The organism is Streptomyces sp. N35 (assembly GCF_016464295.1).
Taxonomy (GTDB): Bacteria; Actinomycetota; Actinomycetes; order Streptomycetales; family Streptomycetaceae; genus Streptomyces.
The window spans coordinates 1-26,195 of the sequence record NZ_JAEIMH010000095.1 but is presented as its reverse complement, the minus strand read 5'-3'; the positions used below and the strand labels follow the sequence as shown (position 1 = coordinate 26,195).

The 26,195-nt window shown below is 68.2% G+C and carries 19 protein-coding genes; 12 read left to right on the top strand and 7 right to left on the bottom strand.

Annotated features, from left to right (window positions below; all coding sequences use genetic code 11):
• Positions 1-50 precede the first annotated feature (50 nt).
• From JAO81_RS35480 to eccD, 3 genes are all read right to left on the bottom strand, one after another.
• A complete protein-coding gene (locus tag JAO81_RS35480; protein ID WP_199552109.1) occupies positions 51-2,282 on the bottom strand; it encodes a polyribonucleotide nucleotidyltransferase in 2,232 nt (743 codons plus the stop codon).
• Between the two features lie 379 nt (positions 2,283-2,661).
• Complete coding sequence (rpsO, locus tag JAO81_RS35475; protein WP_199552108.1) at positions 2,662-2,952, bottom strand: 30S ribosomal protein S15; 291 nt, start codon at positions 2,950-2,952, stop codon at positions 2,662-2,664.
• Positions 2,953-3,191: 239 nt separating this feature from the next.
• Entirely contained in the window at positions 3,192-4,706 is a 1,515-nt protein-coding gene (gene eccD, locus JAO81_RS35470) for a type VII secretion integral membrane protein EccD (protein WP_199552107.1), read from the bottom strand.
• Positions 4,707-5,124: 418 nt separating this feature from the next.
• Between eccD and eccCa the strand changes: the two genes are divergently transcribed.
• The 4 genes from eccCa to JAO81_RS35450 all read left to right on the top strand — a co-directional run bounded on the left by eccCa (position 5,125) and on the right by JAO81_RS35450 (position 12,666).
• A complete protein-coding gene (gene eccCa / locus JAO81_RS35465) occupies positions 5,125-9,096 on the top strand; it encodes a type VII secretion protein EccCa (protein ID WP_199552106.1) in 3,972 nt (1,323 codons plus the stop codon).
• 183 nt (positions 9,097-9,279) lie between these two features.
• Complete coding sequence (locus tag JAO81_RS35460; RefSeq protein ID WP_199552105.1) at positions 9,280-9,762, top strand: hypothetical protein; 483 nt, start codon at positions 9,280-9,282, stop codon at positions 9,760-9,762.
• A complete protein-coding gene (locus JAO81_RS35455) occupies positions 9,762-12,023 on the top strand; it encodes a DUF6571 family protein (protein ID WP_199552104.1) in 2,262 nt (753 codons plus the stop codon). Before JAO81_RS35460 ends, JAO81_RS35455 begins: the two co-directional genes overlap by 1 nt.
• A 16-nt stretch (positions 12,024-12,039) precedes the next feature.
• The gene (locus JAO81_RS35450; protein ID WP_199552103.1) at positions 12,040-12,666 is read left to right on the top strand and encodes a hypothetical protein; all 627 of its coding nucleotides are present in this window, start codon (positions 12,040-12,042) and stop codon (positions 12,664-12,666) included.
• On the opposite strand, the gene JAO81_RS35445 is transcribed toward JAO81_RS35450, so the two are convergent.
• The 3 genes from JAO81_RS35445 to eccE all read right to left on the bottom strand — a co-directional run bounded on the left by JAO81_RS35445 (position 12,659) and on the right by eccE (position 15,028).
• A complete protein-coding gene (locus JAO81_RS35445; protein WP_199552102.1) occupies positions 12,659-12,892 on the bottom strand; it encodes a DUF397 domain-containing protein in 234 nt (77 codons plus the stop codon). The two genes, JAO81_RS35450 and JAO81_RS35445, sit on opposite strands and share 8 nt — an antisense overlap.
• A gap of 85 nt (positions 12,893-12,977) precedes the next feature.
• The gene (locus JAO81_RS35440; RefSeq protein WP_165333504.1) at positions 12,978-13,697 is read right to left on the bottom strand and encodes a hypothetical protein; all 720 of its coding nucleotides are present in this window, start codon (positions 13,695-13,697) and stop codon (positions 12,978-12,980) included.
• Positions 13,694-15,028 (bottom strand): type VII secretion protein EccE, encoded by a 1,335-nt coding sequence (gene eccE, locus JAO81_RS35435; protein WP_199552101.1) that lies wholly within the window; start codon positions 15,026-15,028, stop codon positions 13,694-13,696. The genes JAO81_RS35440 and eccE overlap by 4 nt, the downstream gene beginning before the upstream one ends.
• 217 nt (positions 15,029-15,245) lie before the next feature.
• On the opposite strand from eccE, the gene eccB reads away from it, so the two are divergent.
• The 7 genes from eccB to JAO81_RS35400 all read left to right on the top strand — a co-directional run bounded on the left by eccB (position 15,246) and on the right by JAO81_RS35400 (position 22,605).
• A complete protein-coding gene (gene eccB, locus JAO81_RS35430; RefSeq protein ID WP_199552100.1) occupies positions 15,246-16,754 on the top strand; it encodes a type VII secretion protein EccB in 1,509 nt (502 codons plus the stop codon).
• 12 nt (positions 16,755-16,766) lie between these two features.
• Positions 16,767-18,026, top strand: a complete 1,260-nt coding sequence (mycP, locus tag JAO81_RS35425) for a type VII secretion-associated serine protease mycosin (protein WP_199552099.1) — start codon at positions 16,767-16,769, stop codon at positions 18,024-18,026.
• Positions 18,027-18,290: 264 nt separating this feature from the next.
• Complete coding sequence (locus tag JAO81_RS35420) at positions 18,291-18,779, top strand: hypothetical protein (protein ID WP_307814057.1); 489 nt, start codon at positions 18,291-18,293, stop codon at positions 18,777-18,779.
• Between the two features lie 5 nt (positions 18,780-18,784).
• On the top strand, positions 18,785-20,554 hold the full coding sequence (locus JAO81_RS35415) for a hypothetical protein (protein WP_199552098.1): 1,770 nt from the start codon (positions 18,785-18,787) through the stop codon (positions 20,552-20,554).
• A 193-nt stretch (positions 20,555-20,747) separates the two neighbouring features.
• Positions 20,748-21,845 (top strand): S8 family serine peptidase, encoded by a 1,098-nt coding sequence (locus JAO81_RS35410; RefSeq protein ID WP_233416375.1) that lies wholly within the window; start codon positions 20,748-20,750, stop codon positions 21,843-21,845.
• A 46-nt stretch (positions 21,846-21,891) separates the two neighbouring features.
• Positions 21,892-22,239 (top strand): WXG100 family type VII secretion target, encoded by a 348-nt coding sequence (locus JAO81_RS35405; RefSeq protein WP_199552096.1) that lies wholly within the window; start codon positions 21,892-21,894, stop codon positions 22,237-22,239.
• A 63-nt stretch (positions 22,240-22,302) separates the two neighbouring features.
• Complete coding sequence (locus JAO81_RS35400) at positions 22,303-22,605, top strand: WXG100 family type VII secretion target (RefSeq protein ID WP_199552095.1); 303 nt, start codon at positions 22,303-22,305, stop codon at positions 22,603-22,605.
• Positions 22,606-22,700: 95 nt separating this feature from the next.
• Here the strand turns inward: JAO81_RS35400 and JAO81_RS35395 are convergent, their stop codons facing one another.
• Positions 22,701-24,071: a PQQ-binding-like beta-propeller repeat protein gene (locus JAO81_RS35395; RefSeq protein ID WP_199552094.1), complete on the bottom strand. Its 1,371-nt coding sequence runs from the start codon at positions 24,069-24,071 to the stop codon at positions 22,701-22,703.
• Between the two features lie 758 nt (positions 24,072-24,829).
• On the opposite strand from JAO81_RS35395, the gene JAO81_RS43505 reads away from it, so the two are divergent.
• On the top strand, positions 24,830-26,195 hold a 1,366-nt coding region (locus JAO81_RS43505), incomplete at its 3' end, for an SCO5717 family growth-regulating ATPase (RefSeq protein WP_307814055.1).

Here is a 26,195-nt window from a genome sequence, read left to right as displayed (position 1 = left end):
GGCCCGCACCTCCGAGGAGGTACGGGCCGTCGCCGCGGTGCTACGGGACGTCACTTGTCGGCGTCGTCCTTCTTGTCAGCAGCGTTGTCGTCGCCGCCCTCTTCACCCTCGATGACGGGGATCAGGGAGAGCTTGCCGCGGGAGTCGATCTCGGCGATCTCGACCTGGACCTTGGCGCCCACACCGAGCACGTCCTCGACGTTCTCCACGCGCTTGCCACCGGCGAGCTTGCGGATCTGCGAGATGTGCAGCAGGCCGTCCTTGCCCGGGAGCAGGGACACGAACGCACCGAAGGTCGTCGTCTTCACGACGGTGCCCAGGTAGCGCTCGCCGACCTCCGGCATGGTCGGGTTGGCGATGCCGTTGATCGTGGCGCGGGCGGCCTCGGCCTGCGAACCCTGCTGGGCACCGATGTAGATGGTGCCGTCGTCCTCGATCGTGATGTCGGCGCCGGTGTCCTCCTGGATCTGGTTGATCATCTTGCCCTTGGGGCCGATGACCTCACCGATCTTGTCCACCGGGATCTTGACCGTGATGATGCGCGGCGCGTTCGGGGACATCTCGTCCGGAACGTCGATCGCCTCGTTCATCACGTCGAGGATGTGCAGACGCGCGTCGCGGGCCTGCTTCAGCGCGGCGGCCAGGACCGAGGCGGGGATGCCGTCGAGCTTGGTGTCGAGCTGGAGCGCGGTCACGAACTCCTTGGTGCCGGCGACCTTGAAGTCCATGTCGCCGAAGGCGTCCTCCGCACCGAGGATGTCGGTGAGGGCGACGTAGTGCGTGTCGCCGTCGATCTCCTGGGAGATCAGACCCATGGCGATACCGGCGACGGCGGCCTTGAGCGGCACACCGGCGTTCAGGAGCGACATGGTGGAGGCGCAGACCGAGCCCATGGACGTCGAACCGTTGGAGCCGAGGGCCTCGGACACCTGACGGATCGCGTAGGGGAACTCCTCGCGCGTCGGCAGCACCGGCACGATGGCGCGCTCGGCGAGAGCGCCGTGGCCGATCTCGCGGCGCTTCGGCGAACCGACGCGGCCGGTCTCGCCGACCGAGTAGGGCGGGAAGTTGTAGTTGTGCATGTAGCGCTTGCGGGTCACCGGGGAAAGGGTGTCCAGCTGCTGCTCCATCCGGAGCATGTTCAGGGTGGTGACGCCCAGGATCTGGGTCTCGCCACGCTCGAACAGCGCCGAGCCGTGCACGCGCGGGATGGCCTCGACCTCGGCCGCGAGCGTACGGATGTCGGTCAGGCCACGGCCGTCGATGCGGACCTTGTCCTTGATGATGCGCTCGCGGACCAGCTTCTTGGTCAGCGCGCGGTACGCACCGGAGATCTCCTTCTCGCGGCCCTCGAACTGCGGGAGCAGCTTCTCGGAGGCGATCTCCTTGATGCGGTCGAGCTCGGTCTCGCGCTCCTGCTTGCCGGCGATGGTCAGCGCCTGCGCCAGCTCGGTGGAGACGGCCGCGGTCAGGGCCTCCAGGACGTCGTCCTGGTAGTCAAGGAAGACCGGGAACTCGCCGGTCGGCTTGGCAGCCTTGGACGCGAGCTCGGCCTGGGCCTTGCAGAGGACCTTGATGAAGGGCTTCGCGGCCTCGAGGCCGGCGGCCACGATCTCCTCGGTCGGCGCCTGGGCGCCGCCCTTGACGAGCTCGATGGTCTTCTCGGTGGCCTCGGCCTCGACCATCATGATCGCGACGTCGCCGTCCTCCAGGACGCGACCGGCGACCACCATGTCGAAGACGGCGTCCTCGAGCTCGGTGTGCGTCGGGAACGCGACCCACTGGCCCTTGATCAGGGCGACGCGGGTGGCGCCGATCGGGCCGGAGAAGGGCAGGCCCGCCAGGATCGTGGAGCAGGAGGCGGCGTTGATCGCGACCACGTCGTACAGGTGGTCGGGGTTGAGCGCCATGATCGTCTCGACGATCTGGATCTCGTTGCGCAGGCCCTTCTTGAAGGAAGGACGCAGCGGCCGGTCGATCAGACGGCAGGTGAGGATCGCGTCCTCGGAGGGGCGGCCCTCGCGGCGGAAGAAGGATCCGGGGATCTTTCCGGCCGCGTACTGGCGCTCCTCGACGTCCACCGTGAGGGGGAAGAAGTCGAGCTGGTCCTTGGGCCGCTTGGAAGCGGTGGTGGCCGACAGCACCATGGTGTCGTCGTCCAGGTACGCGACGGCGGAGCCGGCGGCCTGCTTGGCCAGGCGGCCCGTCTCGAAGCGGATGGTGCGGGTGCCGAAGGTGCCGTTGTCGATGACGGCCTCGGCGTAGTGGGTCTCGTTCTCCACTAGCGGTTTCTCCTACGTTCGTCGTACGCGTTCGTCTGCGTACGTATGCGTCTTTAGTCCTGGACCGCCCGTATGGCGGGGGACTGGTGTCCGGACCGCCGTGTGGCGGTGGACCGGGCGGAGAAGCGCGCCTCGGATGCGGGCCGGTCTTCGATCGAAGCACCCGGGGTTGCCTGCTCGCCTGCTGTGAGGCTCACGAGGCCCCGGGGGCCACTACCGAGGACCGGCGGCTGTGGGGCGCCTCTCCTATGAGAGTGGTGCTGGGTGATGCTTTTTCGGTTGCGTTGCGCTCACCAGACTACAAAGCCTCGGTGTCACTGCGCACGTACAGCAAAGGGAGCGGCCCCCTTAGAGTGGGAACCGCTCCCTTTGTGACGTCTTACTTGGCGCCGCCGGCCGCACCGCGGCGGATGCCGAGGCGGTCGACCAGCGCGCGGAAGCGCTGGATGTCCTTCTTGGCCAGGTACTGCAGGAGGCGGCGACGCTGGCCGACCAGGATCAGCAGACCACGACGGGAGTGGTGGTCGTGCTTGTGGGTCTTGAGGTGCTCGGTCAGGTCCGAGATACGACGCGAAAGCATGGCGACCTGGACCTCGGGGGAGCCGGTGTCGCCTTCCTTCTGAGCGAAGTCGGTCATGATCTGCTTCTTCGTAGCGGCGTCGAGCGGCACGCGTACTCCTCTTGAGTGTTCGATGCGCCCACGAGTGCCCCTGGTCTTGATCTCAGGGGAGCTTCCGTGACTCGGAGGCGGAGGACCGATGGGCGCTGCTCCCAGATCCCTTGCGGGCTGTCCGGAGGCGCGTACACAAACGGCCGTTACACAGAGTACCAGCCGGGCGTGGCGCGCCTTACCGCAGTTCGGTGCGGATCAGGGCGTCAGCGGCCGGATTCCGGACGTGAGCGCCCGATTCAGGACGTGAGCGCCCGGATCGAGTGGTACACGTCGAAGACCGCCAGGCACAGCGGGAGCAGCGTGAGCAGCACCATGGACTCGGCGATCTCCAGGAAACGGCCCCAGAACGGGGTGACGCCCTTGCTGGGCACGATCAGGCCGATCGCCGTGATCAGGGCGGCACAGAGCGCGATCGCGGCCGTGAGCCAGATCATGCGGATGTCCAGCGCCAGACCGTCGCCGCGCAGCGCGTCCTTCCACAGCTCGAGCGGCGGGTTCAGGGCGAGCCCGAGGCCGAGCAGCACCAGGGCGGCGAGGCCCGCGGCGAGCGCGCAGCCGACCTGGGCGGTGTAGCGGAAGAGGTGGGCGCGCATCAGGAGCGCGACGCCGGTGGCGAAGGCGAGCAGCTGGCCCCAGACGTTGTCCGAGAAGCCGAGCACGCCGGCCGCGGTCACGGCGACGAGCGCGCAGCCGCCGACCAGGCCCACGAGCAGTTCGTGGCCGCGCCGCGCCTGGGCCGCGATGCGCTCGCCGTCGACGGGGCCCTGGGGGGTGCGGTCGTCGCCGTTGCCGTAGTCGCCGACCGTCGTACGGGGCGGCTCGAAGCCGATGGGCAGCCGGGCGAAGCGGGCCGAGAGGCCGGGCAGGAAGGCGAGGACGCCGACGGCGAGCGGGGCGCAGGCCGCGGCGGCCTCGATCGGCTCGATCTCGGTGAGGATCGCCACGAAGGTGATCAGGAGGCCGATCGTGGAGGCGAAGACGAAGGCCACGAAGGGGCCGTCGCCGCTCGGCGTCACGATCATCAGGATCACGGAGAAGAGCAGGACGGCCGCGCAGGCGAGCAGGAACTGGAGCTTGCCGACGCCCTGGCCGGTGGCCGGGGGCAGCAGTCCGGAACCGGCGACCGCGGCGTTGGCCAGCGCACCGACGCCGAAGGCGACCGCGGAGGCACGGTCGTCGTACACACGGGCCCGTACGCACGACAGAGCAAGCAGCAGGACGCCCGCGACGGCGGCCAGGATCCCCGGCAGGCCGTGCATGTCGTGGCCCATGCCGGAGGTCCACAGCACGAAGGCGAGCAGGACGAGGAGCACCGAGCCGCCGAAGAGGCCGGCGCCGCGCATCAGGCCGTCGGACCACAGCGTGCGGTCCTTGGCGACGGCCGAGGCGACCGCGTCCGAGACGTCGTCGAAGACGGCCGGCGGCAGCGAGTCGGCGAAGGGGCGCAGCGAGAGCAGTTCGCCGTCGAGGATGCGCTGGGTCGCGAGCGAGCCCGCGCTGTCGAGGACCGTGCCGTCGCGGCGCACCAGGTGGTAGCCGACAGGGGCGCCGGGCGCCGGGCTCTGCCCGGAGAGCCGGAGGATCTCGGGGTAGAGATCGGCGACCGGGATGTCATCGGGCAGGGCGACGTCGACGCGGCTGTCGGGGGCCACGACCGTGCCACGGCAGAAGCGGGTGCCGCCGGCGGCCGGCGTCCCGGGGCCGGGCCGGGCCGCCGCGCCCGAGGCCGGCGCTTGGACGGTCGTACTCACTGCTGCTCCCCCTCGTATGCGTGAAGCTCGTTCTCGTCTGCGTGAAGCTCGGTGCCTTGCACGTGAAGCTCGGTGCCTTGTACGTGAAGCTCGTTGTCTTGTACGTGAAGTCCGGCGAGGCGCGTGACACAGGGTCCGGCCCGGTGCGTGGACGTCTCGTGAAGTTCGTGAGGTGTCCGGCAAGCGGCGCGGATGCGGACCTTCGCAGCAGGTTCCGTAAAGCCCCTGAATTTTGCGCTGGTTCGCGGCTGCGTACTGCCGGAAGACGTTCCGTGGTGCTTACCTCATCCGTATCTCGCGACACCCTACCGCCCGTGCGTCCCGTGGTACGCAAGTAGGATCACCCCCCGCGGACGGGCCTTGTCGCCACGGGGGCGCCGATAGGAACATTTCCGTCCGGCAAGGGAATTGGTGAGCTGTGAGCCAGATCGTCGTCAAGCGCCCACCGCGCGCTCTGCCCACCGAAGTGCCTGGTGAGCAGGTGCAGTTGCAGCCCCCTCCGGAGCTGCCGCGCGGTCAGCAGGAGGGTGCGCTGATGCAGCTCCTGCCGATGCTCGGTATGGGCGGATCTGTCGTCTTCTTCTTCATGACGCCGAATCCGATCATGCGGATCATGGGCATGGTGATGATCGCGTCCACGATCGCCATGGCGATCGCGATGCTGGTTCGTTACCGTCGCGGTACGCAGGGGCAACTGGCCGACATGCGCCGTGATTACCTCCGCTATCTCGCGCAGACGCGGCGCACCGTCCAGCGCACGGCCCACCTTCAGCGCGACGCGCAGTTCTATCTGCACCCCGCTCCCGAGCAGCTGTGGGCGCTTGTCGCCGAGGGCAGCCGGGTGTGGGAACGCCGCGTGGGCGACGCCGACTTCGGCCAGGTCCGCATCGGACTCGGTGCCCAGCAGCTCGCGACCCCGCTGATCGCCCCCGAGACGGCGCCGGTCGACGAGCTGGAGCCGCTGACGGCGGGTGCGATGCAGCAGTTCCTGCACACGCACAGCACCCTGGACGAGCTGCCGATGGCGGTGTCGCTGCGCGCCTTCTACCACGTGACGGTCAGTGGTGAGGCGGATGCGGTACGCGGATCCGTACGCGCGCTCGTCGGCTCGCTGGCCTCCCTGCACTCCCCCGACGACCTGCTGATCGCGGTCGCCGCGCGCCGTGACGCGGCCGCGCACTGGGAGTGGACGAAGTGGCTGCCGCATGTGCAGTCCGGAGGTGCGCCGGACGGGGCGGGCAGCCGCCGCATGATCACCACGGAGGCCTCGGAACTGGAGGAGTTGCTTGCCGGCCGGCTCGACGGCCGTCCGCGCTTCCAGGTCAACGGCGCTCCCCTGCTCGACCAGCCGCATCTGGTCGTCGTCCTCGACGGCGAGGGGCTGCCGCCCCTTTCACCGCTGGCAGCGCCCGAGGGACTGCAGGGCGTCACGGTCATCGAGGTCGTGCCCGGCGAGCATCACGGCGCGCGCGGCGGGCTCTCCGTCACGGTGGACCGCGAGCGGCTGCAGCTCGAGTCCGGCCACGGCCTCGTCTACGAAGGAACGCCGGACCGGCTCTCGTACGAGGCCGCGGAGGCGCTCGCCCGCCAGCTCGCTCCGCTGCGGATGGCCTCCGGCGGTGACGACGACGAACCGCTGCTCGCCAACCTGGAGTTCACCGATCTGCTGAACCTCGGCGACGCGGCCTCGGTCGACGTCTCGCGCACCTGGCGGCCCCGGGCGCAGGCCGAGCGGCTGCGGGTGCCGATCGGTGTGGGCGAGGACGGGACGCCCGTCATGCTCGACCTCAAGGAGGCCGCGCAGGAGGGCATGGGCCCGCACGGTCTGTGCGTCGGCGCGACCGGTTCGGGTAAGTCGGAGCTGCTCCGTACGCTCGTATTGGGCCTTGCGGTCACGCACTCGTCCGAGACCCTGAACTTCGTCCTCGCGGACTTCAAGGGTGGCGCGACCTTCGCCGGCATGTCCCAAATGCCGCATGTGGCAGCGGTGATCACCAACCTCGCGGACGATCTGACCCTCGTCGACCGCATGGGCGACTCCATCCGCGGTGAGCTCAACCGCCGCCAGGAGATGCTCCGCGACGCCGGCAACTACGCGAACATCCACGACTACGAGAAGGCACGCGCGGCCGGTGCGCCGCTGCAGCCGATCCCGTCACTCGTCCTGGTGATCGACGAGTTCAGCGAACTGTTGACGGCGAAGCCGGACTTCATCGAGATGTTCGTGCAGATCGGACGTATCGGGCGCTCGCTCGGCGTCCATCTGCTGCTCGCCTCGCAGCGCCTGGAGGAGGGCCGGCTGCGGGGGCTCGAGACCTATCTGTCGTACCGGGTGGGTCTGCGGACCTTCTCGGCGGCGGAGTCGCGGGCCGCGATCGGTGTGCCGGACGCGTACACGCTGCCGAACGTGCCCGGCTCGGGTTACCTCAAGTTCGGTACGGACGAGATGGTGCGCTTCAAGGCGGCGTACGTCTCCGGTACGTATCGCGACGGTGCGGCGCAGGTGGTCGCGGGCGGTCCGCTGCCGGTGGACCGGCGTCCGGTCCCGTTCACGGCGGCTCCCGTGCCCGTGCAGTACCGGGCGCCCGATCCGGCTTCGCTGGTGCCGGAGGCGCGGTCCGGGGCGGACTCCTCGGACGACGCGCTCGCCGACACCGTCCTCGATGTGATCGTGCGGCGGCTCGAGGGCCGGGGCGTCGCGGCGCACCAGGTGTGGCTGCCGCCGCTGGACAATCCGCCGTCCATGGACGAGGTGCTGCCCGGGCTCACTTCGGTCGAGGGCCGCGGGCTGACCGTGCCCGGCTACGAGGGGGCGGGCCGGCTCGTCGTTCCGCTCGGTGTCGTGGACAAACCGTTCGAGCAGCGGCGGGACACGCTGTACCGGGACTTCTCGGGTGCGGCCGGCCATATGCAGATCGTGGGCGGTCCGCAGTCCGGAAAGTCGACGCTGCTGCGCACGCTGATCTCGGCCTTCGCGCTGACGCACACGCCGCATGAAGTGCAGTTCTACGGCCTCGACTTCGGTGGCGGCGGTATGTCGTCGATCGCGGGTCTTCCCCATGTGGGCGGGGTCGCCTCCCGTCTGGACCCCGAGCGGGTACGGCGCACGGTGGCCGAGGTCTACGGGATCCTGGCGCGGCGCGAGGAGTACTTCCGTACGGCGGGGATCGACTCGATCGCGACCTTCCGGCGGATGCGGGCACGCGGCGAGATCTCGTTCACGGACCAGCCGTGGGGCGATGTCTTCCTGGTCATCGACGGGTGGGGCAACTTCCGCTCCGAGTACGAGAATCTCGACCCGCTCGTCGTGGAGATCGCGGCGCGTGGTCTGGGCTACGGCATCCATGTCGTACTGACCGCCTCGCGCTCGATGGAGGTCAGGTCCAGCCTCAAGGACCACCTGATGAACCGCCTCGAGCTGCGGCTCGGCGACACCATGGACTCCGAACTCGACCGCAAGGTCGCGGTGAACGTCCCGGCCGGCGTACCCGGCCGAGGCATGACCCCAGAGAAGCTGCACTTCATGGCGGCGGTCCCGCGGATCGACGGCATCAACTCGGACAGTGATCTGTCGGAGGCGACGACGGCGATGCAGCAGGAGGTGGCCAGGCACTGGACGGTGCCGGGTGCCCCCGCGGTCCGGCTCCTCCCCCGCTCGCTCCCGGCCGCGGAACTGCCTGCGGGCGGGGCGCGCCCCGAGCTCGGAGTGGCCTTCGCGCTCGACGAGAACAACCTGGAACCGGTCTTCGTCGACTTCGACCGCGATCCGTTCTTCCTGATCTTCGGCGAGAGCGAATCGGGCAAGTCGAACCTGCTGCGGCTGCTGATCTCGCAGATCTCGCAGCGGTACGACGGGAACGCGGCGAAGTTCTTCGTCATCGACAACCGGCGTGCGCTGCTCGATGTCACTCCGCCCTCGCACCTGGCCGAGTACGTCCCGATGTCGAACGCCATGGACCACCACGTGGACGCCCTCGCGGACCTGATGCAGCGCCGTGCCCCGTCCCCGGAGGTCACGGCACAGCAGCTGCGGGACCGCAGTTGGTGGTCGGGCCCGGAGGTCTTCGTGGTCGTCGACGACTTCGACCTGGTGTCGACATCGTCGGGCAACCCCCTGGCGAAGCTGACGGAACAGCTGCCGTTCGCCCGGGACGTGGGCATCCGCTTCATCATCGCCCGCAATACGGCGGGGGCCGGCCGGGCCTCGTACGAGCCCTTCATGCAGCGAATCATGGAGCTGGGCGCCCAGGGCGTGGTCCTCTCCGGCGACCCGAACGAGGGCGACCTCTTCGGCGGCGTACGGCCGCGGCCGATGCCTGCGGGACGGGGCGTCTTCGTGTCGCGGCGGCGGGGGAATCCGTTGGTGCAGACGGGGTTTGTGGGTGAGTGAGTCTCGTCGGCGTGGGTGAGCGGGCTTCGTAGGCGTGGGTGAGCGGGCTTCGTAGGCGTGGGCGAGTGGGCCTCGTAGGCGTGGGTGAGGCCACGAGGGCTTGCCTGCGGCTCAGCCCGCTCCATAGGTTGATCTGGAATCCGTCATTCCTGATGGCGTCGACGGGGGAAGGGAGTGCGCCTGATGGCGTGGGATGAGTGGGAGCAGCTGAAGTCGGAGGCTGTGGAGCGGCAGGGCGGCGGGCAGATGCAGCTGAATCGGCTGGACGACCCGCCACCGGGCCCGGACGGGTCCTCCTTCGGCGACCTCGTCGTCGGTCAGCAGGACCTGGCGAAGATCGGCGACAGCGCGCACAAGCTCTACGACCGGTTGTGGAAGGAAGCACGGGTCGCCGTCCCCAGTAGTGACAAGGCAGCCAGTGACCTGACTTCGCAGGGTTTCGCCCTGGGGGCGGCGCTGCAGCACGTCTCCAACCGCTGGGAGAACCAACTCCGCTCCCTCATGGACGCTTGCGCCCACATCAACAACCACTTGGCCATCACCAAGAACCAGACCCGCCAGGACGACGACTACATCCGGCGCAACATGAGCGCCATCGCCACGCTCGACGCCGGCTTCGACGAGAATTGGGCAGCTCCCGGCAAGAACAACAAGGCGGACAACTGATGAACTTCGACGACCTCCGCCAGGCGAACTTCAAGCTGCTCGACGATGCGGTGACCGACTGGTCGACGATGGTCCGCAACCTCAAGGACCTGGAGAAGGACGCGAACGACGGCCTTCTGAAGGACTCCCGCAAAGCCAACTGGAAGGGCGAGAGCGCCACGGTCAGCCGCGAGTTCGTCGGCAAGACGGCCGGCGAGTTCGGTGACGCGCACACGCAGGCGGAGAGCATCTGGAAGATCCTTCAGGACACGCGGGACGAGCTGAAGGACTTCAAGAAGAAGCTCAACGATGCGGTGGACCGGGCCGGTGAGAAGAAGGTTTCCGTGACCGCCACTGGTGGTGGGGGCTTCAAGGCGCAGATGAACGCGGACCCCGAACCATCGGATGCGAAGGCCGTGGTCGACGCGATCGTCAAGGAGATCCAGGGGATCCTAGAGCAGGCCACGGAGTCGGACGGTTCGGCGGCCAAGGTTCTGAGGGCGTTGGCGGACTTGAGCGAGTACGGGTTCTCCGATGCCAAGTACAAGGACCGGGACTCTGCTGCGGACGCCCTGAAGGAGGCGGAGCGGCTGTCGGCGCTGGCGAGGAAGAAGCCGGAGGATCTGACGGCCAAGGACTTCGATGCCCTGAACGCGGGACTCAAAGCTCACGCCGGCGACCCGCTGTTCTCGGAGCGCTTCGCCGAGAAGCTCGGCCCCAAGGGGACGTTGGAGTTCTGGGCCGGGATCAATGGCCAAGGGCCCGCTTATGAACTGCGCGACAAGAAGGACCAGTTCGATGAGCTGCAGAAGAACCTGAGCCTCACCCTCGCATCCGCGACTCAGGCGGATACGCCGGAGATGCGCGACTGGACGTACAAGATGACGCAGCTGGGCGGCCAGCCCGTCGGGCAGCACGGCCCGCTGGGATTCCAGGTGATGAGCAACCTGATGCGTTGGGGCGACTACGACGATGCGTTCTTGACGCGGTACGGTTCCGAACTCGTCGAAACCGAGAAGAAGTTGACGGACAACGGCCGTCACGGAGCGACGATGTGGCAGCAGACAGGTATCGACCCCCTGCTGAACCACACAGGGACCGACTCCGGAGGAGACCCGTTCACCGGCTTCATGAAGGCACTGTCCAACAGCCCTGATGCGGCCACCGATTTCTTCAACGGGGAGTTCGTATCGAAGGACGAGGATCACGAGTTCCTTCGGGACACGGATGACGAGAACACCTACAAAGGTAAGGTTGCGCTCACCAACTTCCAGTACCTCTTCGAAGAGAGAGACTGGCCTCTGGATTACGACTCCACGGGCGAGAAAAGCGTCGCGGGCAAAAACGCCTTGGGCCACGCTCTAGAGGCTGCGACCACGGGTCATCCCGCCGGCACATTGCCGAGCCCCGACACAGTTGCGCACTCCACTCAGCAAGCTGCCCTCTTCCAAGACATCGTGCAGTCCGTGGGCAAGGACCAGAATCGCCTACTCGATCACGGATACCTGTCGGATAGCTTCGGTAAAATCACCGCCGAATACATGCCCGACATCAATCGCGCCCTCACTCCTACGATCGACCACAAAGAGGCAATCTTTCCCGCGAACGGTGAAGTTGCGAAGTTGAGCGAGGGGGACACCACCAAGCTTCTCTACGCACTGGGGCGCAACCCTGAGGGGTACGCGGCGGTCAATCTCGGCCAGCATAACTACACAAGCAATGTCCTTCACTATCATGCCGAGAACCCGGACGCACTCCTCAGCGGCGACAAGGGACTCACTGCATCGATTCGCGTAGGTGAAACCGCCGGGGAGATCCAAGGCATTATTGGCGGTGGGCGCGCATTTGAAGCCGAAGACCAAGCGGCGGAATCAGACGCCGAGTACAACAAGGCGCTCGACTCTGCAAGCACCTGGGGAGGCGCGCTCGCCGGTACTGGTATCGGCCTCCTGGTAGCACCCACGGCAGGTCCTGGAGCGATCGTCGCAGCCGATGCGGCCAATACCGCTGCCGGTGAAATCATCAGCTCCATCACCGATGGCGCGAAGAAGGACAGCACCGGTGAGGTCATTTACCAGAACGGAAAATCGTGGGATGCGACGCATGCGTCGACGTACAAGCTCCTAGAAGTCGAGGTGAACGCCGCAGGAAAAGCATCCGGAAGCCCGAACCCTGCGATTTCGGTCGAGGTAGCGGCGGCGGCCGAGCGCGGATTCACCAACGCCCGGACAAATATCACGGATCACATCGACGGCGAGTCGCGCCCGCAGGAACTTGGGTAAGAGGAACAGGAAAACAGTGAAGAAGTCCTATATTGCCGCTGGCCTAGCGACCTCGGTGGCCTTGATCACGGGCGCCGCCTACGTGAGCGGCTGGCCTCCGTTTGAACACCGGGGCACAGTGTCTGCTGGCGATGTCTGCAAACATCTGGGGCCGGGAGAGGAAGCCGCAGCAGCGCTCAACTCCATCCTCCCCGACAGCGAGAGCTACTCGTTGATGGACGGCCCCATAAGCTCTCGCACCGATTACGGCTCCTACGCGTCGAGCTGTTTCGTGGAGGGCGACGGGAAGCTGCTGCTCAGCGCGAGAGCGGAGCTAATGATGACCGAGTCCTCCGCGTCCTGGATCGACAGCATCAAGGAGTATGATTTCCCCAGCGGATCAACCACCAAGTTCTCTGCTGGGCAAGCGGCTTTCCAGTCCCCACTTGCGGCAGCCATCTTTGTCCCCTGTGTCTCGGACAAGAAAATCCCAGGCGGCCAGTACAACCTAAGCGTAAAGGTTCGCTTGACGAACCCGATGGAGAGTCCGAGCGCCGAGGATCGGTCGGATCTACGCAAGCTGGCCATCGCAGCGAGCAACTACGCCCACAAACAGGCCCGTTGCGATCTACCTGCGAAACTCGGCAGCGCTTCCGCTACGTGAGGTCGAACTCCCCGTCCCGCGCCCCCAGAACAAAAGCCCGCCACTCCGCCTCCGTATACCGGAGCACCGTGCCCGGGTCCACCGAGGAGCGCATGGCGACGCCGCCGCCCGGGAGGTAGGCGATCTCGACTCGCTCGGCCGCACCCTCCGTGCCCGGAGGGCTGAGCCACTCGACGTTCGAGATGTCGCGTGCGTACAGCTCGTCCTTCTCCTGCTGGGTGCCCATGCCCGTCTCCCCTTCGGGTGAAGTGTTCGTGACACGGGTCATGGTGCCCCGTCGGTCCTGTGTGCCGGGCGAGTTGAGGGAAAGTTCAGTCGATTCGGCGGGCCACGCCGAGCAGGCCCGACTCCGCGTCCGTGCCCATCGTCATGACCCACTGGCGGTCCGCGCCGGCGCACCAGAGCGTGACGCCGTCGGCCAGGGTCGGGAGGGCTTCGATCTCCGCGGCGCTCAGGCTCAGGATCTTGCCGATCTGTTCGGCTTCGCCGGGAGAGACGCGCTGGATGCCCACCAGGGCCGAGTTCCGCATCAGGCGGGGGGCGACCGGGCTCATGTAAGGGAGCAGGGTCAGGACCGACTGCCACGGGGATGCGACGACACGGCCGCGCGGCGGGCGCATACCGCAGTCGCGGACGACCAGGACCGGGCTGCCGACTGTCGCGCCCATGGGCGGCACCCGGCCGACACCGTGCAAGGTCATGCACTCCAGGCCGGCGCCGGCGGCTTGGGCCAGCGTGGTCCAGGCTTGGGCGCGGCCGGTTTCGACGGCCACGCGCGCGCCCGTGCCCGCCGCGCGCAGCGCCAGGACCTGGGCGGTCCACAGACCGCCGATCAGCAGCACCTCGTACGGGATGGGCCGGTGGAAGCCGATCATCTGGGGGCGGCCCTCGGAGTCGTCGCCGATGACCACGCCGTCGTCGCCGACGGGGAGGGTCAGGGCGCCGAGGTCGTCCAGCGGCATCGCGTGGCCCGGGTGACGGGGGCCCAGGAGGCCGCGCAGACGTCCGGGCACGGTCAAGGACGAGCTCATCGGGCGCCTCCCAGGGGCAACGTGGCGAGGACTCCGGGGACTTGCTCGCGGTCGAGGCGTACGAGACCGACCTTGGCGGAGCGCGCCGCACCTTCGAGTGAACGGCGCACATTGACCAGGTCGTTGTCCGAGCCGCCCGTGATGCGGACATGCCCGTTCACCGTCATGGACTGCCGGTGGTCGCCTCGCCGCACGGTCAGGCTGAAGGTCGTCGCGTACGCCGGAATCGAGGTCAGGAGCGAGACCAGGCGCGGCAACGGGGTTGCGGCACGGCCGAGTTCGGGCCAGCGGCCGACCGCGTACGTGGTGTGCCAGCGGTCGTCGCAGCGCCAGACGCGAGCGGTCTCGGCCGTACGGCGCTGCGGCGCCGTGTCCGGACGGGTGGCACGGGCCGCGAGCATCGGGTTGGCGCAGGCCGAAGTGGCCAGCGCGGCGTTGAGCTCGTCCTGGTCGAGGACCGCCGTACGAAAGCCCGCGCCCGTGATGCGGCTCGCGATGTGGTCCGCGGCGCGCACCAGGCAGCGCTGCGCGCCCTCGATGCCGCCGCCGCGGGCCGCGACGGCCTCGGCGCACAGCTCCGGGTCGAGCTTCAGGGCGACCCAGGTCATACGCAGGGCCGGTGCGCCGGTCTGCTGCTGAAGCGGTGCGTACGACAGGCGCGCGACCGACTGCTGCGGCAGGTGCGGGGCCGGCGCGGAGCGGACCTGCTGCACCAACTGGGCCGATTCCAGGACGATGTCGTCGACTTCGAGGGCGTCCGCGAGGAGGGTGAGCGGCAGGGCGCGCGCGCCGAACGCGGGGCGCAGGGCCTCTCCGCCGGCTTCCACCCGTACGACCGCGGTCAGGAAGGTGCCGTCGCCGATCATGCCCACGGTGCGGCGATCGCGGTCGACATAGGTGTGCGGGGCCAGGCCAGGGACGCATTCCACCGTCGGCGCGAGCTGGGGGTCGACGCCCGGCAGGACCGGTTCGGCGGCGAGGCGGCGGCGGGCGCGGAACGCCGAGACGGTCGAGGCCCAGTCCTGGACCGCGTGCCCCCGTCGCCGTATCACCGCGAGCAGGACGAGAACGGCGGCGAGCGCGACCGCCGGGATCAGCCACAGTCCGCCGAGCACCGCACCCACGGCGGCGACGGCGAGCGCCGCCTCGACCAGGACGAGCTGACGCAGCTGGAAGGGTCCGAGCCGGCCCGTTCGCGAACGCGGACGCAACTGCGTCTTCGCGGCGGGGGCCGTGGGGCGTACGGGCGGCTGATTGCTCCGTTGCCTACGGGAAGAAGCGGAGGCGTTCGCGGTGCCGCTTCCGGTGCGGTCGCGCGTCGCAGTACTCATCGCCGCGTTGCCCCCCTTGTGTCCGTATTTGCCGCAGTTCGCTTGCCTGTTGGGACGGGCGCTCACCCTACCCGAGCCCCGGCGAAGCCCTGCCCCGGCACTACCTGGGCTCATGCAGGCGACCGCCTACAGGCATAGTAGGGGGCCGGTACGACAGTGAGCTCCTGGGTCGCATGTGGGACCCTGGTCGCCCGACGGGGAGAGGGGCACAGAGCAAATGGCATCACGGCGGGACGAACTTAACGCCTACACCTTCGCGAAGCGGAGGCTTGTGGCGCAGTTCCTGCAGCCCAACCCGTCGGGCACCGAGGAAGGCGCACCGAAACCGCTGCGTGCGGTGATGCCGGGCGCGATCGTCGGAGTCGTGGTGCTGGCGGTGTTCGGGGCCTGGGGAATGTTCAAGCCGGTGGCGCCCAAGGGGTGGGATACGCCCGGGGAGAACGTGATCGTCGCCGACAAGTCGACGACGCGCTATGTGGTCTTGAAGACCGGCGACAAGGTGCAGCTGCACCCCGTCCTCAACATGGCCTCCGCCAAGCTCCTGCTGAAGTCCGGCAACGGCAAGGTCGTCACGGTCAAAGAGGATCTCCTCGACAAGAGCAAGCTGCACCACGGGCCGACGATCGGGATCCCGTACGCGCCGGACCGCCTGCCCGAACCGGAGGACGCCGGCCAGGCCAAGCGGTGGGCGGTGTGCGAGCGGCCGGGTGCGGGCGGTCGCACCATCGAGAAGGCGGCCTTCGTGCTGGCCGAGCGCGAGCAGGCCAGGACGGACGGCAAGCAGCGCCTCAGGGGCGGTCAACTCCTGTACGTGGAGGGCCCGGACCAGGTCCGCTACGTGGTGGACGCCAAGGGCGTCGCGTATGAGGTGGACAAGGCCGACCGCGTGCTGATGCAGACGCTCGTCGGCAGCGGCGGCACTCCGCAGCGCGTGTCCGACGAGTGGCTGGCGACGCTGGGCAAGGGAAGCCCGGTGCGTACGCCCTCCTTCCCCGACACCCCCGGAGCGGCCTCCGACGTGCCCGGGAACTACAAGGTGGGCATGGTCCTGCAGACCGAAGAGGCTTCCGAGCAGAAGCAGTACGTGGTGCTGAAGGACCGGCTCGCGCCGGTGTCCGACTTCATGGCCAAGGTGCTGCTCAACAGCGAGGACATGGCGGTCGTGGGCCAGGGCGGCAAGCCGAAGCCCGTGAGTGTCGGCGAGATCGGCAGCGAGCCCGGTGCCCAGTTCGGCGGCGACCTGAAGTGGCCGTCCGAAGCGCCCGACCCGGTCAACGAACCGGGCAGCCGCGACACCGTCTGCAGTGTGCTGCGCGGCGTGGACCGGGACACCGGCAGGACGACACAGAGCACTTGGGCGGGCGACTCCTTCCCCATGCCGCTGTCCAGCGGCGGCAGCAGTGCCTATGTCACGCCGGGTACGGGGCTGCTGTTCCGGCAGATCATGGGCACGGATGTGAAGTCGGGTCCGATGTTCCTGGTCACCGACACCGGGCTGCGCTACACGATGCAGGCCAACGGCGACACCGCCACCGACGACGCGGGTATCGGTGAGTCCGGCTCCGAGAAGGACAAGCAGGAGCAACAGGCGCAGCAGCAGGACGCGCAGACCCGCCTCGGTTACGAGAGCGTCGACCCCACGCCCGTGCCCGCGGCGTGGTCGACCTTCCTGCCGACCGGGCCCCGGCTCTCGGCGGGTGCGGCGCGGCAGCCGCAGGGCTCGTAGGGCGGGGCGGTCATGACGTATGCGATCAGGCGGCTGTCGGCACATGCCGCCGCCACGGCCCTCACCTGCGTAGGCCTCACGGTGCTTCCCGTGCTTCCGGTGACGGGTGCGGCGGCGGACACCACGGGGCAGTGCACGTTCGGCGGCGCGAAGTTCAAGGGCCGGCCCTGGTCACTGCAGCGCGTACTCCTCGACCAGTTGTGGAAGGAAGCGACCGGCAAGGGCGTACGTGTGGCGGTGATCGACACGGGCGTGGACGTCAAGAACGAACAGCTCAAGTCCGCTGTCGACGTACGGGCCGGGCGTAACTTCATCCCCAAGGACGCCAAGGACGAGCAGGGCAACAAGCTCGAACGCGGCAACGAGCGCGGCACCACCGACGTCGTCGGGCACGGCACCAAGGTGGCGGGCATCATCGCGGCGCGGCCGGCCAAGGGCACGGGCTTCGTGGGGCTCGCGCCGGGCGCGACGATCATTCCGATCCAGCACAACGACGCGGCGGGCAACGGCAATTCGGGAACCCTTGCCACGGCGATCCGCTACGCCGTCTCGGCCCGCGCGGACGTCATCAACATCTCCCAGGACACGGTCAATCCGATCGCCGGCGACTCGGAGCTCAAGAAGGCCGTGGACTACGCCCTGAGCAAGGACGTCGTGGTCGTCGCGTCGGCCGGGAACGACGGTCTCGGCGGCAACGTCAAGGAGACGTACCCGGCCGCCTTCGACGGCGTCCTCGCGGTGGCGTCGTCCGACCGCAACAACGAGCGGGCGCAGTTCTCGCAGTCCGGCGAGTTCGTGGGCGTCGCGGCACCGGGCGTCGACATGGTCTCCACCGTGCCCGCCGGCGGGCACTGCGCGGACAACGGCACGAGTTTCTCCGCGCCTTACGTGGCTGCGGTCGCCGCCCTGCTCAAGGAGAAGCACGGCGACTGGAAGGCGCACCAGATCGTGGCCCAGATCGAGCAGACCGCGGAACGCTCCATCGCCGGCCATGACCGCCTCGTCGGCTGGGGAGTCGTCGACCCGGTGCGTGCCCTTACGGAGGACGACAGACCGCTGGAGTCACCGGTCCCCCATGAGGGTGTTTCGGCGGCGGAGGCGCCCGAGCCGGGCGAGTTGGCGATGGGCGAGACCCCAGACGAACGCAATGCCCGCCTCGCCACGTATGTACTGATCGGCGGCGTGGTGCTGGTGGCTGGTGTTTCGGGTGGTGCGGTCGCGTATCGGGATTCCCGCCGCCGGGCGCAGCGCGTCTCGAGCAGTGGAACGTAACGGCCGCTTCGCTCTCTTCGCGATTTCTTCGCATTCCTGTTACGGGAGCGATGCCCGCGCATGGGCAAATCGGACGTGCCGGATCATGACCGGCGGGGTGGGCGCTTCAGGTGGCCGGTAAGGGAAGTTACGTGACGCGGAAGACAGTTGGTGCTGTCGTAGGCAGTGGATAGAGTGGTCATCCTGCGATAGGTGATCTTCGCGTTGCTGCTATCGCAATGACTTGCCAGCGGTGCAAACGGGGAAACGGGGAGGGCGAGCGGCGTGCTGGAAGCTGTGGGAGGCGGGGTCGCCTCACAGGCGGCCGGATCCGGTTCCGGATCGGCCGACTTGGAGAAGGGCGTCGGGGCGCTCAAGCGTTTCCAGTCCAAGGTCGACGCATTGCTGTCCGAGCTCGAGAACAGTGCTGCCGGCAGTACGAAGGTGGCCGAGCAGACCGTCACGCGCGCCGCCTTCAGCGGGTCCAATCTGCCGTTCGGTGAAGCGGACGGCTTCTACAAGCAGTACAACCGCGTGCACCGCTCCCTCGTGCAGCTGTCCCGTTCGCTGGGCGACCAGATAGAGATGCTGCAGATCGCCGTGCGTGCGTCCGAGGTGGGCTACGACAACCTCGAGGAAGAGCTGCGGCAGCGGTTCTACACGATCCAGACGCGGGTCGAGGCCGAGCGGGAGCGGGCCGAAGCGGCGGCGAAGCCGAAGGAAGACGGTTCGGTCAACCACGGCAAGTCGGCTGACACGACGGACATGGGGTGACGGACGTGAGTGACGAGAGCCAGCCCAAGTCGGCTGCCGACAGCAAGGCGACCACCGAGTCCGGCAAGGCTGCCACGGAGCCGCCGAAGGAGCTCACGCCCGAGCAGTACAACAACAAGTACGAGGCGGAGCAGGCCGAGGGCTCGGCCAACATCCATGCGGTACATGGGTTTTCCGACGCCTACCAGAAGATGCAGGAGCTGCTCCCCTTCGGTGGCGGCGGCAGTCCCGGCGGACTGTTCGGCAAGACCAACTTCGAGAACCACCAGCTCAACGACATGCTCGACCTGATCGAGCAGGCGAAGCCGAGCGAACTCGAACACGCCGGTGACGCCCTGATCAAGGCCAAGGACAAGCTGAACGAGGCGGCCGAGGAGCTCGACCAGTACGTCACGAAGGTCGACTGGAAGGGCGAGGGCTCGGAGGAGTTCCGACGCTTCGGTCGCGCGCTGGCCCAGCACGCGTGGTCGATCGGCACCTTCGCCAACTCGGCGGGCACGCAGATGAAGACGGCGAGCACGGGCCTCGCGTCCGTGCGAGGAGCCAGGCCTCCGCGAGACGATCGATTCGTCCAGAAACGGCCCGAGGACTTCGAGGTTGTCGAGCAGGTCGCGGACAACAAGGAGTATCAGAAGGCGCTCAAGGCCGAGGAGGATCGCCAGGAGGCGATCACTCAGATGAACCGGCTGGCGTCGTTCTATGCGGTGTCCGAGGAGATGTTGGCGGGGCAGGAGGCTCCGCGGTTTCCGGAGGGGTTGCAGGCGGCGGTTCCTCGGCCCACAGGATCGGACCTCCGAACGGGCGGTTTGGCTAGTGGTAGCGCGGCGGGCGGCAGCGCTGCCTCAGGCACATCCGTAGGTCAGACAGATGTGGAAGGTGTCAGTAGCCCCACCCAAGTGGTGGGAACTGCCGCATCGACTCCCCGACAAGAGGTGTCGATGGAGATCGACAGTGTGGCCACACCCCCCGCGCCAACCACGGCCACCGGCCCCACGCCTCCTACGACCATCCCCTCCACCGGACCGACCAACGGTCCCGTCCCACCGTTCGCAACCGGCCCTGTGAACCCTGTTCAGATGGGCAAGGGGGGCGGGAAGCCTCCAACCGGTACTTCCCGTACCACGGGCCCCGTCGGTCGGGCTCCCACCACGAGCACCACGGGCCCGACCACAGGACGGTCTCCTGGGATCACGGGTCGCCCGACCTCGGTCGGCCCGGGCCAGACCACTCCCGGACGGGCAAATCCTGTCGGTCGGCCGGGAATCGTAGGAGGCACGCCCGCCACCAGGCCCGGGGGCGGCACCGGACAAACAGGGCCTCTCGGTCGCGCGGGGGCGAGCGGTATCCGAGCGGGAAACCCGAACGGGATCATGGGCGGCTCACCCCAGCGCACGGGCACGGGCTCCACGCCGTCACGCCTGCCTCGTGGCACGGTCGTCGGCGGAGAAGGACCCGCCGCCGGGCGCGGTACGGCCGCGAGGCCGGGCCAGTCCGGTGTCATCGGGTCCAACGTGGGCAATGCGCAGCGCCCCACCGGGCGCGGCACTCCCAGCTCCAACGGGGTCGTCGGTACGCCTCGTGGCAGCAACCCGGGCGGCAGGCCTGCGGGCGGATCATTCACCGCGGGCGGTGCGGGGCTGGCCGGCAGGAGGCCGGGACAGCAACGGCCGGACGAGGAAGAGCAGTCCGCAACCGCAAGGCCGGACTACCTGACGGAAGACGAAGAGACGTGGGCGACCCGGCGGCGCGGTGCCGTACCGCCGGTGATCGACTAGGTACGAGAAAGGCTCGGAAGTCAGGATGACGCACGGTTTGGGACTGGGCTTGGGCGTGAAGAAGCACCTTCTCCAACGACGATCGCTAGTGGGCGCACTGGCCTCAACGGCAGCCGCCGCTCTCGCCGTTGGAGGGGTGTCCGCTCCTGCAGCGGCAGTAGATGTTCAGTCCCGGCAGTGGTACCTCGATGCCATGCACGCGGAGGAGATCTGGAAAGCCGCCACGGGCGAAGGCATCAAGGTGGCTGTCATCGACACCGGCATCAATGCAGCTACTCCCTCGCTGAAGGGACAGGTCCTCGAAGGCTTGGACGCCACCGATGTCGCAGGTGAGGCCACTGACGACTACAGCGGGCATGGGACCACGATGGCCGAGCTGATTGCTGGAACAGGTGCTGGTGGCAGCGTCAAGGGCCTGGCGCCGGGCTCGAAGGTCATCCCGATGCGCATCAGCAATGCTGACAAGCTCGGCGGTGAACGCGTCAACGACCTCGATGAGGTCACTGCGATCCGCGCTGCGGCCGACAGTGACGCACAGATCATCAGCATGTCGTTCGGCAGTGAGTACCTCCACCCGAAGGAACGGGAGGCGGTCAAGTACGCGCAGAGTAAGGGCAAGTTGTTCTTTGCGGCCGTGGGTAACAACGCCAAGAAGGACAACAAGGAGCAATACCCAGCCGCCTACCCCGAGGTCGTGGGCGTAGGAGCAGTCGACCGAAACGGGAAGGTCGGCGATTACTCCCAGCACGGCGACGACGTAGATCTCGCCGCACCGGGAAGTGACATCCCCGGCTGGTGCGACGCCAAGTTCAAGAGCTACTGCGACGACGACGGCACCAGCAACGCCACCGCCCTCGCCTCCGCCTCCGCAGCCCTCATCTGGTCCGCCCACCCCGACTGGACCGCCAACCAGGTCCTCCGGGTGATGATCGAGAGCGCCGCGCGGGCCAAGGGCACGAAGGCCGGGTCGGTCAGCTCGTATCTCGGGCACGGCATCGTCCGTCCGAACGCGGCGATCAACCGGGGCATCGGCAAGCCCGGCGACCCCGACATCAACCCGCTGACCAACGAGAAGACCCTCAACACAAAGGCCTCCTCCAAGCCCTCCGCATCCGCTTCGCCGCAGGAGCAACAGGGACAGCAGGACAAGTCCGGCGACAAGGTCGAGGTTGCAGGGACGAGCAAGGACTCCGAGAGCAGCCGGACCGGCCTGCTCGTCGGTGGCGGTGCGGTCATCGTCATCGCAGCCGCCGGAGCGATCGCCGTAGCGCGAAAGCGGCGCACCACATAGCTGACGTGCGCGTGCGTGTCAGTGGAAGCCAAGAGAAGGAGACAACATGGCTGGCGGACGCAAGCTATCCAAAGCCGAACTGAAGAGCCTGGTGACCGAGATGGACACCCAGTACGACAACCTGCAGGTTGCCGTGCGGAACCTGAACGGCACCCTGGACAGCCTGGAAGGGCAGTGGCAGGGAATCGGCGCCGGGGCGTTCGACGCCAAGCAGAACCAGATCAACGGCGTCATCAACGAAATCGGCCGGGATCTCGCGGACATGCTGCACAAGATCCACCAGACGAGCGGTGACACCACCACCACTGAAGAAGAGATCCGCGCGCGGCTCGACCGGATCGATCCTCTCGCCGCCCAGGACACCGGCAGGTCGTCGGCGTTCGACCGGCTCTGAGAACGTACTGACGCGCGGATTCCACGGGTCCGCCCCCGTCTTCTATCAGGAGAAGGATTCACCATGCCAAAGAATGTTCCCGACGAACTCGTCGTAAAGTACGGCGCACTCGACGGCGCCACGACCGACCTCGGCAACGAGGCCCGGCGCGTGGAAGAGTGCCTCTCTGCCCTCCAGCGCGCGGTCCAGAAGGTCGGCGAAGGCTGGGAAGGCGAAGCCCACGCGGCATACCTGCAGTTGCAGGCCAAGTGGGATTCGCGTGCCACGACGATCCACAATGCGCTCAAGCAGATCGGCCAGCAGGTCTCCCTCGCCGGCGGCGACTACATGGCCGGCGACAAGAAGGCTGCCAGCTACTTCCAGTAGGCGAGCGCTTCAGAAACTGACAGTGGGGTGGGCACGCGCGGGAGGTGCCCACCCCACTGTGGTGTCTCACACGGCAGGTCCGTACGTCAGCCGGATCATGTGATCGCCCCGTAGAGGCAGGCCAGAATCGTTTCGGATGGCCCGCCCTTCTTCGCGGGGCCGATCACTTGATCACCGGCAAAGTAGAGGTGACCGTGCTCGAACAGCGTCTGGGTCGAGTCGGCGCCGACGAGCCTCTCGTGCTGCTTCTCGATCGGGTGCACCATCAGCAGCGTCTGCTTTCCCGTCGCGGGATCAAGACTGACGACCGCACCGATCGACTGGTTCGCGCGGTGCGCAATGACTTTGCCGCCGCTCATCCTGACCGGTATCAAGGGATCCCATCCCTTGCTCTTGAAATTCTTTCCGGTGGTTTTTCCGGTAGCGACGTCGAATTCGACGACCTCGTTCGCGGGCTTCTCCAGGCCTCCGTCATCCTTTGTCATGACGTAGAGGCGATCGCCCCCGGCCGCATAGCCTTTGCAGCGCTCCATCGTGAACGAGTCGCACTCGACCGAGTACTTGTCGCCTCCCAGCCGGATCATCGACCGCAACTTCCCGTCCCCGCCCAGGGATGCGATGTCCGTGACTCCGTAGTCACCGGCGGAGATGCCGACCAGAGGCGGGTCCGACGAGAGGATTCGGGCGTCCAAGATGCCCTTCGAGACCTCGTAGGTCCAGAGCGCTTTCCCGGTTTTCGGGTTCACCTTCTGGACCTTCAGAATCTTCTCGTCCACCCCGCAGCTGACGACCGCCAACAAAGCGCTGCCGCCCCCGAATGACTGGTCCTTGCACGTGGTGGCGGCGTTCTTCGTCCAGTTCTGCTCTCCGCTCGCCAGGTCGAAGGCGGCCGAGGCCTCCGTCCATGACACGGCTACGACGCCCTGGCTGACGGTAAGCCCCACGGCGAACGGCGGTATGCCTTCCGCCTCCTTCAGATGCTTGCGCCAGAGGGTCTTCCCGGAGTCGACGTCGAAGGCGACGAGTTCGGTGCACCCGTCCCGCTCCCCCGGGTCGCCACCGAGCTTCCCCTCCTCGGACTCCGTCAGGACTGCCGTCATCCCGTCCACGGTGATGTGCTTCGAGGCAGCGCAGATCTCGCCCGGGAGCGGAATCTTCCACTTGTCGAGCCCGTCCTTCGCCGAGAAGCCGTACACCGCCTTGGCGTCGCTCTTCGCGAACACCTTCTCCGTCGCCCACGCCCCGGGCGCCCGGACGATCGCGCCCCCTGCCGGAAGACCGTCACCGGGTTCGATGTCGGCGGTCAGCTGTGCCTCGATCGACTCCGGGGTCTTCTCCACCGGCGGCACGACATCGCCCGGCTTCGGCGGCTGGGCCGTCGCCTTGTTGTCGGAGACGTCCCCTCCGCCCGGCCACAGCATCCACGCGCCACCGGCCACCCCCACGGCGGCGAGCAGCGAGAGCACCACCACCATCGTGACCGCTCTCCGGCGCCTGCCCGCTCTGGCCGAGAGCTGGGACTGGGTGAAGACGGACGGGGGCGGACCGAAGGCGCCCGGAACGTGCGGGAGGTCCTCCCGGACGGTCGCGGGATGCGTCTGCGGCGGCTCCGCGGCAGGCATACGTGTCCTCTCCCCCGAGGCCTCAAAGGGCCTGGCCTTTGCGGCTGTTGTGTCTGTGCTCGTTGGCGAACAGAGTGACCGATCGGCCCCTACTATGCCCTGGCCCGGCCGAGGGTCCGGGCTCGGGTGCGACGTTCCGTATGCAATGCGGAAGGCCCGGCGGCGAGTGTCCACCCGGCGTGGCGCCCGTCACTCCTCGGAGCGGGTGGATCTGTTCCGTTTGTTCCTCGGCGGCGGAGAGGGCGTGCGGGTGGGGTGAGTGTCGGCGAAGAGGCGTGCGGGTGGGGTGAGTAACGGCGGAGGCGGGCGGCTGTATAGCGGAGGCGATTCGGTACCGGTTGTCCGGTATGAGGGCCGACGCGGGGTGTGGTGGGGGCGGCCGTGGGCAGTACGTGACGTACGGGACAGACGAGAGTGGGCTGTCCGCCCTGCCGTACTGACGGTCTTGATAGTTAGGCTGGGGGCCGGAGACGCATCAGAACCTGTGAGCGGGTCGGGTGCGTCCCAGGGGGAGAGCCGGGATCGGACGATGGCGGCTGTATCGGCGATACGAGTCGCTCCCACCACGGCACGCAGGGTGCTCGACCACACCAGGAGGCATTGTGAACAGCGATCGGGACGGGATCCACGGGGGCTGGAACACACCCGTCGATGATCAGTCCGACGCGGAGTCCGTCGAGATGACGGGCGAGTTCACCATCGACTACACGCCTCCTGCCTGGTACACGCAGAATGCTGCGGGTTCCGGCAGTGCGGGCGGTACGGGCGGTGTGTCCGGTGAGGCGTCTGCGCCTTCGCCGGGCAGTGGTGGATTTGCCGCGGCTCCTCCGCCGCCGCCCGCCGGTCATCCGGTGGCGGTTCCCGGACTGCCGGAGAGCGGAGGCTTCCAGCCCGCGCCTGTTCCCGCGCCGCCTGTGGAGCCTCAGGTACCGGCGGCACCCGCCGAACCTCAGGTTCCGGCCGCACCTGTCGCCGACGCGGCAGGGTCCGATTCCGAGTCCGCCGGCAACGGGGACCTCGAGAGCGGTGCGACGATGCGCTTCTCCGCCGCTTCACTGAAGCGGGAGATCGAGGAGCGGGCCGAGGCCGCCCAGTCCGCGGTGGATTCGCTGTCCGGCGCGGGCGCGGGCTCCGGCGCGGGCGCAGAAACCGGGACGGGCGCGGGCTCCGGGACGGGCTCCGGCGCGGGCGGGGAAGAGGAGGCCGGAGAAGCGGCCGGCTCCACACCGTCCGCTGACGTCTCCTCCGTATCCGATTCATCCACTTCATCCACTGCGCCCCCTGAGTCGGCTGGATCCGCTGAGTCCGCTGAGTCCGCTGCATCTTCCGCGTCGGAGCGTGACGCGGCGATGGACGGGGACATCCGGGATTCCGTGCCGCAGGATGCGGTACGCGTCGAGGGCGGCGCCGATGCTCCGGAGACGGCCGGCGACGGCGACGTAGAGGCGGACGCAGAGGCAGTCGCAGACGTACGGGACAGTGCGCCGTCCGTCACGACAGACGACGCCGCTGACGAAAACGCTGACGAAGACGCCGTCCAGGACGCCGTCCCCGTTCAGACTCCCGAGCCGCAGCCTGCCGCGCCGGTCTGGCCGGCCGCTTCCGCCGGAGAGGGGCTGCCGCCGCCCCCGCCCGCGACCCGGCCGGCCGCCGCCGAGGGGCAGCCGCAGGCGCCGGCGTCCGCTCGGCAGTGGCCCGTCCCGGCCGCCGGTCCGGAGAGTACGCAGCCGCCGGCCTGGCCTGCGCAGGCTCCGCACCCCGCCGCGCCGGTCGCCCCGCAGCAGTCGACCGTGCCCGGGCCGACGTCCGAGGTGCCGTCACCGTCCGGTGCGCAGCCCGCCGGCTACGGCTTCCCTCAGCCCGGCGCTCCCGGCCAGCCCCCGGCCCCTGCGGGCGGGTACGGGTTCCCGCCGCCCGGGGCCCCCGCTCCCCGCCCCCCCCCCCCCCCCCCCGGGGCGCCCCGCCCCC

Bases quoted from the DNA above. Each gene is read 5' to 3' on its own strand.
- JAO81_RS35460 (WP_199552105.1), top strand. From the start codon at position 9,280: ATGGCGTGGGATGAGTGGGAGCAGCTGAAGTCGGAGGCTGTGGAGCGG.
- JAO81_RS35455 (WP_199552104.1), top strand. From the start codon at position 9,762: ATGAACTTCGACGACCTCCGCCAGGCGAACTTCAAGCTGCTCGACGAT.
- JAO81_RS35445 (WP_199552102.1), bottom strand. From the start codon at position 12,892: ATGGGCACCCAGCAGGAGAAGGACGAGCTGTACGCACGCGACATCTCG.
- JAO81_RS35440 (WP_165333504.1), bottom strand. From the start codon at position 13,697: ATGAGCTCGTCCTTGACCGTGCCCGGACGTCTGCGCGGCCTCCTGGGC.
- eccE (WP_199552101.1), bottom strand. From the start codon at position 15,028: ATGAGTACTGCGACGCGCGACCGCACCGGAAGCGGCACCGCGAACGCC.
- eccB (WP_199552100.1), top strand. From the start codon at position 15,246: ATGGCATCACGGCGGGACGAACTTAACGCCTACACCTTCGCGAAGCGG.
- mycP (WP_199552099.1), top strand. From the start codon at position 16,767: ATGACGTATGCGATCAGGCGGCTGTCGGCACATGCCGCCGCCACGGCC.
- JAO81_RS35410 (WP_233416375.1), top strand. From the start codon at position 20,748: ATGCACGCGGAGGAGATCTGGAAAGCCGCCACGGGCGAAGGCATCAAG.
- JAO81_RS35405 (WP_199552096.1), top strand. From the start codon at position 21,892: ATGGCTGGCGGACGCAAGCTATCCAAAGCCGAACTGAAGAGCCTGGTG.
- JAO81_RS35400 (WP_199552095.1), top strand. From the start codon at position 22,303: ATGCCAAAGAATGTTCCCGACGAACTCGTCGTAAAGTACGGCGCACTC.